The sequence below is a fragment of the Micromonospora humida genome (assembly GCF_016901255.1).
In the GTDB taxonomy this organism is placed as follows: domain Bacteria; phylum Actinomycetota; class Actinomycetes; order Mycobacteriales; family Micromonosporaceae; genus Micromonospora; species Micromonospora wenchangensis.
In genome coordinates this window covers 600,615-617,830 of sequence record NZ_JAFEUC010000002.1, presented here as the reverse complement: position 1 = coordinate 617,830, position 17,216 = coordinate 600,615, and the positions used below count along the sequence as shown (strand labels likewise).

General features: G+C 70.0%; 6 protein-coding genes and 2 tRNA genes. 2 read left to right on the top strand and 6 right to left on the bottom strand.

The window, feature by feature from the left end; translation table 11 throughout:
- From JQX11_RS06580 to JQX11_RS06570, 3 genes are all read right to left on the bottom strand, one after another.
- Complete coding sequence (locus tag JQX11_RS06580; protein WP_204924051.1) at nt 1–6,918, bottom strand: polymorphic toxin-type HINT domain-containing protein; 6,918 nt, start codon at nt 6,916–6,918, stop codon at nt 1–3.
- Between the two features lie 91 nt (nt 6,919–7,009).
- Nucleotides 7,010–10,672 carry a LamG domain-containing protein gene (locus JQX11_RS06575; protein ID WP_204924050.1) on the bottom strand — a complete coding sequence of 1,221 codons (3,663 nt, stop codon included), beginning with the start codon at nt 10,670–10,672 and terminating at the stop codon, nt 7,010–7,012.
- Between the two features lie 545 nt (nt 10,673–11,217).
- Nucleotides 11,218–12,222: an NAD-dependent epimerase/dehydratase family protein gene (locus JQX11_RS06570; protein WP_204924049.1), complete on the bottom strand. Its 1,005-nt coding sequence runs from the start codon at nt 12,220–12,222 to the stop codon at nt 11,218–11,220.
- A gap of 1,175 nt (nt 12,223–13,397) precedes the next feature.
- On the opposite strand from JQX11_RS06570, the gene JQX11_RS06565 reads away from it, so the two are divergent.
- Nucleotides 13,398–13,988 (top strand): hypothetical protein, encoded by a 591-nt coding sequence (locus JQX11_RS06565; RefSeq protein ID WP_204924169.1) that lies wholly within the window; start codon nt 13,398–13,400, stop codon nt 13,986–13,988.
- A gap of 70 nt (nt 13,989–14,058) precedes the next feature.
- Here the strand turns inward: JQX11_RS06565 and JQX11_RS06560 are convergent.
- Nucleotides 14,059–14,133 (bottom strand) — tRNA-Val (locus JQX11_RS06560).
- Between the two features lie 9 nt (nt 14,134–14,142).
- Nucleotides 14,143–14,215 (bottom strand) — tRNA-Gly (locus JQX11_RS06555).
- Between the two features lie 157 nt (nt 14,216–14,372).
- On the opposite strand from JQX11_RS06555, the gene JQX11_RS06550 reads away from it, so the two are divergent.
- On the top strand, nt 14,373–14,609 hold the full coding sequence (locus tag JQX11_RS06550) for a DUF6458 family protein (protein WP_088646915.1): 237 nt from the start codon (nt 14,373–14,375) through the stop codon (nt 14,607–14,609).
- Between the two features lie 36 nt (nt 14,610–14,645).
- Here JQX11_RS06550 and JQX11_RS06545 read toward each other — a convergent pair whose 3' ends face one another.
- Nucleotides 14,646–17,066, bottom strand: coding sequence for an ATP-binding protein (locus tag JQX11_RS06545; protein ID WP_204924048.1), 2,421 nt, complete (start codon nt 17,064–17,066; stop codon nt 14,646–14,648).
- Nucleotides 17,067–17,216: the final 150 nt, after the last annotated feature.

Here is a 17,216-nt window from a genome sequence, read left to right as displayed (position 1 = left end):
TCACCTAATTCCAAGATCTTCCAGAAGTCGACCACAGCGGCCGCAAGGGCGCGCTGGCTCGCCATGTCCAGTCACATTTGACGTCGGCATAGAATTGTTTCTTGTCTGCACCGTGCGCATACTTCCACCCCTAATAGCATCGGGGCCTTCCTCCGCCTGGGCCAGGATCAGACAGTGCACTTCTGCACATCCTCCATGGTGCCCTGCCCGCTCAAGCGCATCCGCTAGTGGCCCCTCCGCCTGCTGTCCGTGCCTATTACGGCCAAGATACTTTGCGCCGGAAGGCGACGTGTACTCCGAAGCGAATTTCACTCCAGGCTCATTGCGCACGCTGTCGGCATAGTTTGCAAGGCCACAGTTGTGCACGAGCACCGGTGTTGTGTCAGCCAACACATAGTACGTGTGGATGTCGGCGACGGTCAGGTCGTGCATGACCTTGGTGGCGGTGTACGAGCGCGAGGCCCGCAGCGTCACCCGCGTGCCGTCGAGCGATCGGAGCCGCTCCCCCACCCGCAGGTCCTTGGCGTCGATCCAGTCGTGACGGGTCTCGCTCCAGAACGGGTGGTGCTGGGTGGTCTCGACGGTGGTCTGTTTGCCGCCCGCCGCGACCCGCAGGTCGGTCAGCTCGGTGTCCTCGTGGCGGTGGGTCCGGGTAACCTCCCGGTCCTCCGTCCGACCCGTCTCGGGGTCCGTGGCGACGACCTCGTCGCCTTCCTTCAGTTCACCGATGGCCTTGGTGCCGCCGGCGGCCATCACCACCTTGGTTGAGGGAGCAAAGCTGTGTCGACCGCCGGGCAGGAGGCAACTCTCGGCCTGCTTGATGACGTCGTCGGCCCACTTCGTCTCATCGGACCACTTGATGAGGGCCTTGGCGGCCCGGCCGATCAGCTTGACCGCCGAACCGGCCTTGCGGGCCAGTTGAATGGCTTTACCGATGGGCAGCATGCCGACGAGTGACCAGGCGCATGCCGCCAGGTCACCCTGGATACAGTTCAGGATGTCGGTGATGCCGAAGAAATCGAGCAGTAGCTTGCCGCCGGCCTGAACGATGATCGAGACCGCGTTCTGCTTCTTGATCTCCTTGGCCCGTTTGATCTGCTCGTCGGTGGGGCCGCCGTGCTTGCCGCCGCCCTTACCACCACCGCCGCCGTTGCCCCCGCCGGCATCGTTGGCAGCCTGAGCCTCGGCCCAGTCGTCGTCGCCGCACTTGCCGTTGCAACCGTCGTTGTCGCCGGGAACATCGTGGTAGTTGCCCCACATGTCCACGTAGTCGGCACCGGGTCCGCAGGCATCGTCGGAGCAGGCCTTGAGGCCGGTCGGGTCGGAGAACGTGATCGGGCTGTTGTTGCTGTAGGCGTAGGCGTTCCACTGTTGCGGGTCGGCCAGGTCCTGCACCGGGTCGACGGAGACGAACCGACCGAGGCCGGCGTCGTACTGCCGGGCGCCGATGTGGGTCAGGCCGGTGGGGTCCTTGTCGCCGCCGACGAAGCCCTTGCTGTTGGTCCAGAGCGGCGGGTTGCCCCGGGGATCGCCGTACGGAGTCTGCCGGCGGATCGTCACCGCCTGGGTGGCGGCGTCGACCGCCGTCTGCTGGGTGCCCTGGTGGTCGGAGAAGAGCCAGGTCAACGCGGTAGGCGTACGGTTGCCGACCAGTTTGCCGGCGAAGCTGTAGTAGCGGGTGCCGGTGACGATGGAGCTGTTGTCCCGCCGGAGCTCCTGGCCGGGCAGGTAGAGGGTGGTGCCGGTGGTGTCCCGCCGGATCAGTCGGGCACCGTCGGCGTCGTAGATGTTGGTCTCGACGGTCTGCCCGCCGACGCTCACCGAGGCGAGCCTGCCCTCGGCGTTCCAGTTCAACGTCTGGGAGTTGGTGCCCGTCGTGCAGTTGTTCGCGGCGCCGCTGACGGGCCGGCAGCGCATGTTGCCGACGTTGTCGTAGCTGTAGTTGGTGGTGACGTCAGCCTGGCCGGGCACCGTGGTCAGGACCGAGGTGACGGCGTGCGGCCGGACGACGTTCGCGCCGCCGGTGGGCGTGGTGTACGTGCGGACGGTGTCCCCGGCCGCCGTGTGCACCTTCTCGGTGCTGCGGTTGCCGACCTCGTCGAGCGCCCACTCGTGCCAGTACTGAGCCGGACCACCGAGATCGGCGACCTTCGGGTCGGCGGCGCAGGCGACGCCGGCCTTCGGGGTCCAGGCGTGCCGCATCCGGCGAAGTTCGTCGTAGCGGAAGCACTGGGTGTCGGCGGCACCGACCTGGGGGGTGTCGGCGATGGACGTGATGTTGCCCGCCGCGTCGTAGCTGTAGCTGGTGTCGTTGACGGTGCCGGTGGCGGTCTCCGGCTTGACCTTCGTACGGGTCACCCGCCGGGTGACGGAGTCGTAGTAGGTGTCGTCCTGGACGTAGACCCCGCCGTCGGTCTTGCGGGTGGTCAGCGTCGGCTCGCCGTACCGGGTGTAGTCCTGCCCGATCACGTAACGGCCGACGTTGGTCAGGGTCGAGGACAGCTGGGTCGGCAGGCCGGTCGTCGCGTCGTATCCGGTCTGTACGGTTTCGGCGGTCAGGCCCCCGGCCGCCGGGTAGCTGATGCTGGTGGGGCTGCCGTCGTACGACGAGTAGCCGTAGCTGTACATCCAGGTGCCCGACAGACCGCTGCCCTCGTTGGCGGGGATGACGTAGTTCGCGCCGGTGGGCTGGTAGCGGGTGTTGAAGGTGCGCGCCTGCCACTTGTAGGCGTTGGTGGAGCCGGCCGACTCGTATCGGATGCTCTCGGTGAGCTGACCACGTAACGTCTGCCCGGTGTAGAGCTTGTCGTACTTCCACTCGGCGAGCTTGTTCGTCGCGGCGATGCTGCCGGAGTAGAGCGCCTTGCGTCGGCCCATCCCGTCGTACTCGTTGACCAGCACGGTGTTGGTGGCGTCGGTGGTCGTCTCCACCTCGTCGTACACCGTGTAGGTCGTCTGGGTGGTGCCCTTGTCCGGGTCCTTCGCGGTGATCTGCCGGCCCTTGACGTCGTAGGTGTTCACCCACTCGTTGCCGTCGGTGTCGGTGACCTTGCCCAGCTGCCCCTTGCGGTTGTAGGCGTAGGTGGTGACGAGGTCGGGGGTGGCCTGGGCGTCGTCGGTCCGCTGGCGCAGCTCGACGGTCCGCCCCTCGATGTCGGTCTTGGTGGTGGTCACCGTGCCGCCCTCCGGCGGGGTCACCGTGACCGTGTCACCCAGGTACGTCGTCGTGGTGCGCCACTTCTCCACCAGGTTGGTGACGCCGTCGGTGCCGAAGAGGATCTGGTCGGTGGCCCGGGAGGCGTTGTCGTACAGCGTCCTGGTGACCGCCGGCACGGACCACTCCGGCTCCCACCAGAGCGCGCCTGCGGGCGTGCCCGGCTCGGCGTGCGCCTGGTAGGTGGTGACCGCGCGGCCGGTCGCGTCGTAGAGGGTGTCGGTGACCACCCGGTCACCGCCCACCCCGGCGGTCTGCGTCTGCCGGGGCCGCAGGAAGGCGTCCTTGATCTCGTACGTAGTCAGGTAGCCGCCACCGGCGTGCAGCTTGCGGGTCGTCGTGTAGGGGTAGGCGTCCCGGTTCGGCGCGTACCAGTAGGTGTGTTCGACCGACGGCGTCGTCGGATGGTCCGCCTTCGCCCAGCCGACCTCCCAGCCCTTGGCGAGTCGACCCATCGGGTCGTACTCCATGTCGGCGAGACGGCCGTTGTAGTCGGTCGTGCGGACGGGTTGCCCCCAGTAGGGGCGGGTGTCGACGGTGTTGACCCAGTCGGTGGTGCCGCCGTTCGGGTCCGGAGTCCTGGTGGTCACCTTGGTCACCGGGCCACCGGTGGCCGGGGTGTACTCGGTGGTCACCGTTCGACCGCGGTTGTCGGTGGCGGTCTTCGGCCGGCCGTACGCGTCGAAGGTGGCCTGGCTGGTGGTCTGCCAGACGGTGCCACCCGCCAACGACCAGTCCTTGAGCTTGTCGACCCGGGTGGCCTCACCCCGGGTGGGCGCGGTGTCCACGCTGGTCGCGCCGTCGTAGAACTTGCGCTCGTCGGCGACGATGTCGGCCTCGGTGGCCGGTGTGGTCGCGCAGGGCACCGCCTTGACGGTGATCTGCTTGACGGTCTGCACGATGTTGGCGGCGACGTTCCGGTTGTAGAGGTAGGTGGTGCACTTCTCGTCGCCGGTGCTGGCGATGTCCCCGTCAGCCTGGATGGTGTCGGTGGTGCCGTAGGTGTCGTTGAAGGTCGACACGGTCCGCGCGGTCCGCCAGCCCCCGGCCCCGTTGACGCCCAGCGCGGTGGCGTTGTAGGCGACCCGGGTGTTGGTGTAGCGGGCGGTCACCTCGTCGTCGTTGATGGTGCGGCTCGCGGTGGCCGGTGAACGCCACGGCACGTTGACAGTCTTGGAGACCGGCTTGGTGTCGACACCGTTGTAGACGACCTGTTCCCGGACCATGCCCGCGAACTGGTCCTCGTCGTACACCGTCTCGGTGCCCAGGGAGGCGGCCACGGTGACGGTGCGCTTGGCGGTGCTCGACTTGCTCACCCGGTCGCCGTGCATGCCGCGCAGGAACGTGGTCCGGGTCAGGGTCTGCGCCGGGGCGTCGCCCTTGCGGACCTCGACCTGGCCGTAGCCACGGAACTGGTTCCAGGTCTTGCGCTTCGGCTTGACCAGGCCGTTGTCGTCGGCGAAGTGCCAGGCCGGGGTGCCGAGGTAGCTGTAGTAGGTGTTCTGCACCGGCTGGCCGTGGTCGGTGCTGCCCACCATGACCTTGATGTCGGATTCGGACACCTGGGTGACGACGTACTTGTGCCAGTACTCGGTGATCTCGAGGTCGGCGTCGTACGGGTCCGGGCCGACCACCGGGTAGCAGCGCCGGGTGTTGGTCTCCGGTGCGGACGGCAGACTGGTGGAGGTGCAGTCGCGCTGGCTGTAGCTGACCTGGATCTTGCCACCGGTCTCGGTGAGGATGTTGCCGATCCGCATCCGGTTGTTGCTGGTGTTGTTCCTGGTGAGCACCCGGTTGGGCATCGACACCGGCTCGAACGTCACCGGTGGCATGGTCACGGTGCCGCCGACCAGGCCCTGCTGCACGAGCGAGGTCAGCCACATGCCGGCGTGGTCGCTGCCGTCACCGACCGCCGGATAGGTGTGTCCCAGCGTCCACGAGTCGACCTGCTGCCACGCGGGAGTGGTCTTCGTGGTGTCCCAGACCTGGGTGGTGATCTTCGACAGCCGTTTCGTGCTCCAGAACGTCGGGCCGTAGTTGTCCCCGCAGTCCGGCGCCCCCGAGGCGCAGTCCTGGTCCCACGGAACGTCCTTCCAGTGCGCGGCGTCGTGGGTCTGGCAGCCCGCCTCGCACCGGTCCTGGGTTTCCAGCACCACCTGTGCCAGCGCGGTCACCGACCGGTCGCCGGAGCCACGGTCCCAGGTGCCGTAGTCGATCCGCTTGAGCGTGCCGCCGCGCACGTATTCGGCCTTGTTGGTGGAGGTCGCGTTCTTGGCGTACCGGTTGAGTTCCTTGTCGTACCAGTACGACACGGTGTTGCCGCGTGGGTCGACGACGTAGTCGAGGTTCCACCGCCACGCCTGGTTGCAGAACGACGACGCGAACGACGACACGTTGCACGGCTCGTTGGCGTGGTTGCCGGCGACCGGCACGGTCCAGGTGGAGTTCGTCGCGCTGCTCTGCCCCGGAAGGTTGTTGCGGCCGAAGAAGTACTGCACGCCGTCCGGCGTGGTCACCTTCCAGTACTCACCGTCGTTGTCGTCGTTGGTGGCGTTCGTGAGCTTCTCGATCTTGGAGCCGTCCTCGCTGCGGCTGTGCCAGCCCTTGCCCGCCTCGTAGACCAGCTCGCCGCCGCGTCCGTTGAGCGACATGGTGGCGTTGTCGGACCGCCAGCACTGGTCACCGGTGCGGTTGGCGCTGTTGTTGCCGCCGGACATGTCGTCGGCACACGGCACGTAGCTGCGCTCGATGTAACCCGACCACAGGTCGAAGCCCTCACCGACCCAGGACGGCTGGCTGTTGGACGCATCCGACTGCCCGTCCACCTTGTCGGAGGTGTAGGAGAGCCCCAGGCTTGGCGCGGGGCCGCCGATCGTCGGCGGCATCCGCATCGGGTACGACCAGGAGAAGCCACCGGTCGAGGTGCCGGCGGACCAGGTCGCGCTCGCCGACATCGGGGTGGCCGCGAAGTCGCCCTCGGGACCGGACGCACCTGCGGCCAGCGCGACCAGCGACGGAGCCGCGGTCCCGGCCCGGCCGGCAACGGCCGCACCCAGGGTCACCTCGGCGCTCACCGACGATCCGTCGTTGCGTGAGGGCAACGGCTGCGCCGCGCATCCGGCCCGGTCCGGAGTCCGCAGGGCGCAGTCCGGCACCTGCCACAACCGCAGACGGGAGGACCAGTTGCCGCCGAAGGCGTTGCGGAAGGCCCGGTAGTCGACCGAGACGGTCACCGCGCCCGGCCGCTTCGCGGTGGTCGCGCCGACGGCACCGCCACCCTCGGCGGTCCCGTCGAGCCGCAGCAGCAGACCGTTGCGCCAGCGTTGCGGTGCGGCGGCCCGGTCCAGTACCTCCACCGAGACCGCTGACGTGTCGGCTCCTGCCGCGCCGGATGCCCGACCCACCGTGACCGGCAGCTTTCCTGCCTTCACCCGGGCCGGTGCCGCCCGGCGCCCGTCGTCGACGGCCGGCAGGGTCACCGACGCCCGGCCCGGAGCGGGCCACACCGGCGGGCTCAGCTTCGCGCTGGTGGCCGGGCTGGCGGCGTTGGCCCTCCCCTGGGCGGTCTGCCCGTCCCGGTCGAGCTTCTCCCGCTGCCGGCTGAGGCTGACCGACCCCGGGGAAGCCTGGGCGGGCACCGTCATGCCGGAGACGACCAGTACGGAGGTGAGCACCGCCGCGACCACCTGGGTGAAGCGGCGCACGGGGGCAGGACGTCCTACGGAGGTTTTCACCAGACTCCCAGCGGAGATCGCGTTCGCGGCTGACGGGGTGTGCGTAGTGCGCGGCAAGCCGTCAGCCCGTGACATCGGCTTCCCTGACAGCTTCGGTCTCGTTGATCCCGCGGACGTCGTTGTCACTCAACGCACCCTGGTAGAGACTCACGTCGTCGATGTCGCCGTCCCAACGGTCGACCAACTGGGTGGCGGCACCGAACGGGGTGAAACGGGCAGCGCCCACGTACAGCGGGCCGGTCGCGTCGAACGCCCCGGTGAAGGAGCCGGTGCCGAACGGGGTCGTCGCCGCGAGTTTGCCGTCCACGTAGAGCCGGACCTCACGGCCGGCAACGTCATGGACGCCGACCAGATGGGTCCAGTGGGACAGATCCGCCTCCTCGGTCATGTTCCGGGACGTCATGAACGCGTCGGCGAACCGACTGCCCAGGGCATCGCTGTCGATGCCGAAGACACTGAACGACCACCAGTTGACGGGGTTCCCGCTGACGATCTTGGTGCGTTGGCCGAGATAGAACGAGGACTGCTTGGTGCCGATCTGGGAGACGGCGGTCTGGATGCCGAGCGACCTCGGCTGGACCCAGGCGGACACCGAGAAGGACTGGTCGGTGCGGAGCACGCGTCCGTCCTGCCAGTTCGGGTTCTGCGGATCGCCGGCCACGTTGTCCTGGCTGCGGCCGTACTCGACTGTCGGTTGGGTGGGGTCGTCGATGGCCTGCGAGTCGAAGGAGAGGAAGCTCGCGCGGCTGCCGTCGCCGACGTCGACGCCCTTGGTGAAGGCGATCCGCCGCCCGAAGGAGGTGTTCTCCGGACTCATGCACAGCGTCCAGTCGGAGGGATTGTCCTCATAGCAGCCGGTGGCCCCGTCGAAGGTCCACTGGCCCACCCGGACGGGCTTCAGCATGCCCGGTTCGTCGAAACCGCCGGAGCCTTCCTCGTCCCGGCGCTGTCCGGTGAAGTCGTGCGGCACCAGGGCCCGGTTGTACACCTGCATCTGGGCGACGGAGCCCTGGAAGAAGTTGTTCGTGAGACCACCGGCGGCGTTGCGTCCCACCTGGAACCCGTTGGTGGCGTTCCAGGCGGTGGTCCACGGTGCAGTGGCGACGGACGCCCCGTTGACGAACAACGTGATCAGCTTCGCGTCCTCGTCGTAGGAGAAGGCCACGTGCTGCCATCGGCCGACGTCCGCATTCGTGATCGTGGCGTTCTGCGGCTGCACGTTGGTGTAGGTGGCCGTCGCCGCGCAGTCGTTGCTTCGGGTGGTGACGTCCCACTTCGGTACGCCCGCTGCGACGTAGACCCCGAAGAAGAAGCCGTACATGCAGTCGCCAGCCTGCGTGGCGATGGCCATGTTCTCGGTGGGAAGGGAGGACAGGCGTACCCATGCCGCGACGCCGTACGACTTCGTGGTGTCGACCACCGGTCCCGTCGTGTGCAGACTCGACGAGGTGCCGTTGAAGGTACTGGTCGCACCCTTGATGATCCGCATGTCCGGGGTCCACCCGACGTTGCTGGCCGTCAGCGGGGTGTTGCCGCCCAGGGCGGGCTGGCCGTCCGCCAGCGCCGCACTCGTGGTGACGCCGGGCAGGGTCTCCAGGCCCCACCGGGCGATCGCCGGCGACGGTCGACCCGCGATGAACTCGGCGGAGGCGTCACCGGGGTTACCCGCGCCGTCGTACGCCCGGACGTGCAGCGTGTTCTGGCCGTACTTCGGCACGGACAGCGACACCGAGCCGATCCGGTAGCAGACGTTGGTGCCCGCCGGCACGCTGGCGCTACAGGCGGTGGTCGCCGGTACCTCGATGGTGCCGGGGAAGGTCCAGCCGTACCGGAACTTCGTCACGCTGGTGTCCGTGGAGGAGAAACCGAAGGTGACCTTCTCGCCGGGCAGCGGCTCGTCGGTGCCGTTACGGGTCACCACCACAGGGGGGATGGTCGTGTCGACCCGGAACTCGCACCAGGCCGACCAGGCACTGGTCTTGCTGTACGGCGCCGGATCGGTGGCCCGGGCCCGGAACGCGTACACCTGCCCCTCGGTCAGCTGGGGTAACGGTGCCGTCGTGGAACGGCCACCGGCCGGAACGGACGCGCCCGAAGGCGCGGGCTTGCGTGGAGTAGCGTCTCCGTAGGTGCCGGAACTGGGCACCTGCAGCCACTCGTAGGCAGTCGTCAACGCCTGGGTGGTGTCGGCGTCGGGGAAGATGCCCGAGAAGGTGGGGGTGAGCGTGCCGATGCTGATCCGCTGGCCCGGAGCGCATGCCACGCCGGAGGTCTGGAGGCTGTACGGCGCGCCGGGTACCGAGTCGTAGTCGACGACCAGCTTCGCGCTGTTGGGCCAGAACTTCTTCCACCTGTCGGTGGTGGATTCGCCCGAGCCGTCGGTGCCGCTACAGGCGCAGAACCCCAGGGTCACGTTCGAGTAGTTGTTCGTGGCATGGGTCTGGATGAGGGACGTCACGGACGACCCGGTGAAGTTGACAGTCATGTCCGGCTGCGGGGAGTCCGAGCAGCCGTAACCCTCGTTGGCGTGGGACTGCGCGGTCGCCTTCTGGCTGTGCAGCTTCGGTGCCCACGCGGTGCGGGGCGTCGAGGCGATGCCGCTGGAGTGGTACATGTACGTCGGGGTGTCCGTGCAGGACCAGGAATGATCCAGCTTCATCTGCACGTACGCGGACTCGATGTGCTTGCCCCTGATGGCCGACAGCGGGAAGTCGAAGTACGAACGGTAGATCTTTCCCGAGTCCGGGTCCTTGCCGACGCGGGCGATGGTGGTGTCGGTGTTGTTCGTGTTGTTCTGCGTGGCGTAGGCCCAGCGGGACCTGGCGGTGGACCACGCCGGGTCGATGAACACCGGGAAGGTGACGTCCCGCCCGGCGAGCAGCCGCGCATCCGGGCGGAGAACCAGGTGTCCGTCGGCCACGGCGGCACCGACGGGCGCTGTCCTGGCCCGGTCGCCGGGTCCGGCCGCCGAGGAACGTACGACGGATGCGGTCCCTGATGCGCCCGACCGCCGGCCGGTCGGGTCGGCATCGCCCGACTGCGTGGACGAGTCCCACATCAACGCGGGCTCGGCGGTGGCGATCTCCTGGCCGTTCACCACAGCGGACAGACGTCCGTCCCCGGTCTTCGTGACCCGCGCACCGCCACCGAACGCGAAGCGCAGTTCCCGCAGGCGGGGGTCGGCCGCAGCCTGCGGCGTCCGCACCACGAGGACATGGGTGAATCCGGTACGCGTCGCGCGCAGCACCAGGTCGGTTCCCGGCAACACGTTCGGGTAGGTGGCCGCGTCACCGGACACGGTCGGCCTGGGCAACCCGCCCGGCCACGACAACGACAACGACCTGCCGCCGCGCGAGAGGACCACCGCCGGACCGCGTCCCCCGGCTGAGAACCGCACCTGCGCCACGGATGCCGCCGGTGCCCAACCGTCCGCCGACCGGCGCAACGACAGATCGATGTCCGCCCAGGAGCCGTTGCTGCGCTTGACGCGTTGTGGCATCACCGCGGTCTCGGCGGTGAAGCCGCCTGACGGGTTGGCGAACACCTGGGTCAACTCCGTACGGGCGGACTCCACCTCGACCCGGCGACCCGACCGCTGCGCTGCGGACACGGCGGATGCCGCGTCCGGTGCCACCGCGACATCGACCGACGGCGGTGCGGGTGGCGGGGCCGCCTGCACCCGCCCCGGTCCGGTCAGCACCGAGCCGGCCAGTACGCAGGTCAACGCGAGAATTGCGGTCGTCCGTGGCCGTTCCGTTGGTCGCTGAGCGCGCCCGTCGGTCGGTCGGTGAGCGGCTGTCACAGTGCCTCCACAGGCAGGAGTCTCGGGGGGCTTGAATGGGGGCGGGCGGCGCACCAACTCCCGAGATCTCCCGGCGGAGACCTCGTGGGCTTTAGTCGAAGGCAACCGATAGATGGTTGGCGGGGGATCAGCCGACGGGAACGCGGGCCACTCCCGTCACGGGTGGCCGCCTCCCGGGCGTCACGACATTGCCCACTAGGCGAGCAGACAGCGAAATGCCCGCGAGACAGCGGTTCCAGAAATGTGGACAGGCAGCAACCAGCCACCAGCCGTCATGGCGATCCCCCGTGAAGATGATTGGCAGTGGCCGAACTCTAAGGGCGCTGACGATAGTTGTCTACGTCGATTACTTTCCGTAAAGGACAAAGAGCTTCAGATATCATTAAAAGGTGCACCCAATGGCCCTGATCGGTCCCATGCACAGGATTTCCGGCGCACCGGCCACCCATCCCCGGACCGGTCGGTGGCTATCGGGGATGCTGCGCGGTGAGCAGGGCGGCTTCCCGGGTCGGGTCGAGGCCGACGGTCGCCCGCGCCGGCCGCCCCGCACGGGGCGGGACCGTGCCCACCCGCTCCAGCCAGCGCCAGGTGTCACCGACCGTCTCGGTCACCGGGCGACAGGTCAGCCCTGCCGCGTACGCCTTCTCGACGCCACACTGCTGCAACCACCGGTACTCGTGGCCCGGCGGAATCCAGATCGGCAGGTCGTTCCACGGTTCGATCCCGGCGGCGAGGATCACCTCGGGGTCGGTCCACCGCAGCCGGGCATCCGCTCCGGTCGCCGCCACCGCCTCGGCCAGCAGTTCACCCATCGTGGTGTGCCCCGGCCGGCTGATCACGTTGAACGCCCCGCCGACCCCCTCGGCGGCCCGGTCGAGCGTGAAGGCCGCCAGGTCCCGGACGTCGACGTACTGCACCGGCAGGTCGGCCGGCCCCGGAGCGAGCACGTCACCACCCCGGGCCACCCGGCGCAGCCACCACGGCAACCGCCCGATGTCCTCCCCCGGCCCGAGGATCAGCCCCGCCCGCACCAGCAGCGCGCGGTCCCCGAACACCCCGGTCGCGGCCAGTTCACCGCCGGCCTTGCACCGGGCGTAGTCGTCGTCGCCGGTGTCGTCGGCCGCCGACGACACCACCGCCGACTCCTCGCCGCCCCCGGGGAGCACGGGCGGGGCGTAGACCGAGCAGCTGGAGACGTAGGCGTAGTGCCCGGCGGAGCGCAGCAGCGTGGCCGCGTCACGTACCGCGCGGGGCGCGCCGTCCCAGGTGTCGACCACGACGTCCCACGCGCCGCCGGCCAGTTCGGCCAACCCGCCCGGCGCGGTCCGATCACCCCGCAACCGGTGTACGCCCGGCGGGGTCGGTCCGTGTATCCCCCGGTTGAACATGGTCACCGTCCAGCCCCGGCGTACGCCCTCGGCCACGATGGCGGAGCCGACGAAACCCGTGCCGCCCAGCATCAGCAGTCTCATACGTCCCACCCTGCCTGCTCGGGACATCAGCGGGGCATCCTGTTCACCGGCAGCGGATCTGCCATCGGCAGAACCCGCTCCCCCGCCACCCCGCCCGGGTCCTGAGGGTGCGGGGCGGCCGCGCCCGAACGGGCCCCCGACCAGATGTGGTTATCGCGCATACTCGCGATACAGCGGTATCCGCTCGGCCTAAAGCCGCTGTTTCGGCCCCGAGGATGGGCAGATGCCGTAGCCGGGAGAGGATGCCCGGGCCTATCGTCGCGGCAAAGGACGGACCGAACATTCGGCGCACATTCCTATCCGTCCACCGATGCGCCAAAATGAGCTCCGAGGGCGGGCAACTTCGCGGGCACTCGTATGCCTGTCAGGCATATTTATGACTCACAGGAATGAAGCTCCGCGCAAGACCAACCACACCGGCCACCACAGGTAACAGGTAGCGGCATGCGCTGACGGCGGCCAGCTGCGCCCGCTGCGGCGGGCGAATCGGGCCGGCACCACCTCGAGGCGCAGGAGCAGAGAGCGCCAGTGGGAACGGCCAGGGGTGACGGCCGGACCCCGCGCACCGTCACCCACCCCGGCCCAGCCCAGCCCAGACCAGCCAGCCCAGCCGGCCCGGACGAGAGCAGACCCAAACCGGACCGGCCAGACCGGCCCAGACGGGACTGGACCGGACAACGGTGACGGCCGAGGCCCATGCGCCGGAATCCAGGCCGACCCGCAGGTGCCGCACCCCGCTGCGGGCCCGGCGGCAGCCCCGCTACCAGGCTCGATGCAGCATCCGCCGACGGAATGACCAGGCACCGTCCGGCGTTACACCCTCTGTACGACCGCAGCAGCACCCCCGGGCCGTCCGATGCCCCGGCCGCCGGCGGAATGACCCGGCACCGACGGTCGTTACACCCTCTGTACGACCGCAGCAGCACCCCGGCCGACCCCGCACCCCCTGCGGGAATGACCCCGGACCCCCGGTCGTTACACCTGACCCCGGCACGAGCGGCCACCGCCCCACGCGGCAGGCCCCGGCCGGAACCCCCACAGACTTCCCCCGTATGAGCGCCCCCGACGTGGTGCCCACGCCCCTACGCTGCCCGACCCCCACGGGCACACCCAGCCCTCCACGGGCCGGACGGGGCGTCTACCCCCGAAGGAGCTTCCCCATGAACACCACCATCATGAACACCACCATCCTGCGTAAGAGCATCCTCGGCATCGCCGGTCTCGCCGTCGCCGGTGGCCTGGCCGCCGGCCCGCTCAACCACGACACCCCCACCATCGACACCCGCCCCGTCGCCACCGTCCAGGCCGACAAGCCCGCCGTGGACACCGACAAGCTGATCCCGCACGGCGTGCAGGGCACCCAGTCCCGCATCGACCTCAACGACGAGCAGACCGGCAACGCCAAGGCGATCATCGCCGCCACCAAGAAGGCCGGCATGGACGAACGCGCCGCGGTGGTGTCGATCGCGACCAGCCTGCAGGAGTCGAAGCTGGAGAACCTCGGCCACCTCGGCGACCGCAACGACCACGACTCGCAGGGCCTGTTCCAGCAGCGCCCGTCGTCCGGCTGGGGCACCGTCGAGCAGATCACCGACCCCGAATACGCCACCCTGGCGTTCCTCAAGGGCCTCAAGCAGGTCGACGGCTGGCAGGACATGCCCCTGACCAAGGCCGCCCAGACCGTCCAGGTCTCCGCCTACCCCGACCACTACGCCCAGTGGGAGACCCAGGCCGCCGACCTCGTCGCCCAGCACTGGAACAGCTGACCCCCCGTACGACACCACGACGAATGCGAAGGCCCCCGGCTCAGCTGAGCCGGGGGCCTTCGTGATGCTCTGGTGGGCGATACTGGGTTTGAACCAGTGACCTCTTCCGTGTCAAGGAAGCGCGCTCCCACTGCGCCAATCGCCCGTGGTCGAGAGCGGACGACGGGATTCGAACCCGCGACCCTCACCTTGGCAAGGTGATGCGCTACCAGCTGCGCTACGTCCGCGTGCCGCCCGGTCTCCCCGGCGACGGGGTAAACTCTACCCCATTCCAAGATCGCCTGCCCGGCCGACCCCACCACGTGGTCCCCTCCCGGCGATTGCCCTGCTCATCGACGGGGTACTGCACCACGACAGCACACCCCCGTCCCCCAAGGAGCTGTCATGGGAATCGGAACGAGCATTTTCCTGCTCGCCGTCGGCGCGATCCTCACCTTCGCAGTGAACGCGAGCGTCGGCGGTGTCGATCTCGACGTCGTCGGCTGGATCCTGATGGCCGCCGGTGTCCTCGGCCTCGTCATGGTCCTGCTGATGCGCGGTCGCCGCCGTACGGTCACCACCGCCGAGCCGGTGGCGTACCAGCGGGTCGAGGAGCGTCGGGACGTCGCCCCGCCACTGTGAGGCGACCCGCCCGGCACCCAGCGACGCGGGTGTGGACTACCGCCCGGACGGCAGCGCGTCGAGCCGGTCGCGCACCAGCGCGGCGTCCGGGTGGCCGAGCTGGTCGAGCACGTCGAGTGCCTGCCCCCAGGCGGCACGGGCCGCGTCGGGTTCGGCGGCGGCCAGGTGGCTGTCACCGACGTGCATCAGCGTGACGGACTCGTAGTAGCGTTCGCCGGTCTCCCGCCACAGCGCGAGCGCCTGCCGAAAGCAGTCGAGAGCGTCGCGGTGCCGGCCGAGGTGGTGGTGGGCGAAGCCCAGGCTGTCCCACGCGTGCGCCTCCCAGTAGCGGTTGCCGGTCTGTTGCTGCCGCACCAGGGCCTGGCCGCAGTAGTCCAGCGCACGGAGGTGGTCGCCGAGCTGGATGTGGTACCAGCCGATGTTGTTGAGGGCGTTGGCCTGCCCCTGCGCGTGCCCGGCTGCCTCGAACAGGCGGTGCGCCCGTTGCGCGTGGTGCAGCGCCCGTCGGTGGTCGTCCTGCCGCTCCGCGAGGATGCCGAGGTTGAGCTCGGTCCGCCCACCACCGACCCGGTCGCCGAGTTCGGCGTACAACTGCCGGGAGCGTTCCAGATGCTCGTGGGCTTCGTCGTACGCGCCGAGGCGCAGGCAGGCGACGGCCCGGTTGCGGTGTGCGCGGGCCTGCCCGTCGCGGTCCCCGGCCGCCGTGGCGGCCCGCAGCGCCAACTCCTGGGCGCGGGACTGGTCCGTCCAGGCGCCCACCCGGTCGAGGTAGGTGTTGACGCTCCACGCCAGCTGCCAGGCGTGGGTGGGCAACCCGTGTTCGACGGCCAGGCCGATCGCGGCGAGCAGCGCCCGGTGCTCGGCGGCCAGCCACGCCCACGCCTCGTCCCGGTCGGCCGGCGTGGGCACCGCCGTCCCGGGGTGCGCCGCCGGCAGGTCGATGTCGTCGCGGTGCTTGTGCAGCAGCAGAGCGGCGGCGTATGCGGTGTGCAGGTAGTGGTCGAGCAGCCGGCACAGCGCCGCCCGCCGCCGGCCGGCGGAGTCGGTGGCGACGGCCAACTCGACGGCGTACGCCCGGAGCAGGTCGTGCAGGACGTACCGGCCGGGGGCGTGCTCGGTGAGCAGGTTCGCCCGGGTCAGCACCGCCAGCGGCCGGCGCACCTCGGCCGGGGCCAGGGCGGCGAGGCTGGCGGCCGCCGCCATGGACACGTCGGGCCCGGGGTGCGTGCCGAGCGCCCGGAACAGGTCGGCCGCCGCCGGATCGAGACCCCGGTACGACCAGGACAGCACCGCCCGGACGTCGACGCCGGCCTCGCCGCCGCTGAACGCGTCGAGGGCGCCCCGGCTGGCGGTCAGCTCGGCGGCGAGGCGGGCCAGCCGGAAATCGGGGTAGGTGGCGGCCCGCGCGGCCACGATCGCCAACGCCAGGGGCAGTCCGGCCGCCGCGCCGACGATCCGGTCCACCGCCTCCGGCTCCGCCGCGACCCGCTCCGCGCCCAGCCGGCGGGACAGCAGCTCGCGCGCCTCCGCCGGGGAGAGCAGACCCAACGGCAGCGGGCGGGCCCCCTCGGCGGTGACCAGCCCCGGAAGCTGGTTACGGCTGGTGACCAGGACCAGGCATCCCGGCGAGCTGGGCAGCAGCGGGCGTACCTGGTCGGCGTCGCGGGCGTTGTCCAGCAGCACCAGCACCCGCCGGTCGGCGAGCAGGCTACGGTAGAGGGCGGCCTGTGCCGCCAGCCCCACCGGGATGCGCTCCGGCGGCACCGCGAGCGCCTCCAGGAACCCGGCCACCGCCTCGGCGGGACTCAGCGCGGGCGACTCGGCGTCGAAGCCGCGCAGGTCGACGTAGAGCTGACCGTCCGGGAAGCGGTCGGCGACCTGGTGCGCCCAGTGCACGGCCAGGGCCGTCTTGCCCACGCCGGCCGTACCGCCGATGGTCGAGACGGGGACGGTGCCCGGCGGGCCGGCCGGCTCGGTGAGCAGGGCGGTCAGGGCGGTCAGCGGTGCGGACCGGCCGGCGAAGTGCCGTACCGCCGCCGGTAGCTGCCGTGGCACGAACGGTGCCGGGGCCGACGGCGCGGTGCCGGCGTGGGCCTGCCGGTCCGGTTCGACACGGGCGGCGGTGGCGAGCCGGTCGTCGGCCCGCGCCGCGTCCGCCGCCGCCAGCAGCCGCCAGTACGCCGCCTCCCAGCGGGCCTGGTCGGTCAGCTCGGCGGGCAACCGGATGCCGGCCTGTCCGGCGTACGCGACGCAGGCGCCCAGGTAACCGGTGACGAAGTCCCAGTCGGGCAGCGACTTGGCGTTGAGCTTGTCGCTGAGGGTGGAGCGGGCCAGCGGCCTGCCCCGGGCGGCGGCGACCGCCACCAGGGAGTTCAACGACGGCCCGCCCGCCTGCTGGCGTAGTCGCCGCAGTTCGTCGGCGAACGCGAGCAGCGCCTCCCGACCCGTCTCCCCCACCCCACACCCACCCGGCGTCGCGATGTTCCCCTGGAAGAACCGGAGCCAGGATAGCCTGACATCGATGTGCGGTGATGCCCCGGAACGGGGGCGGGGACCGGGCCGACGACCGGACAGCAGCAGGGACGGACAGCAGCGGGGGCGGACAGC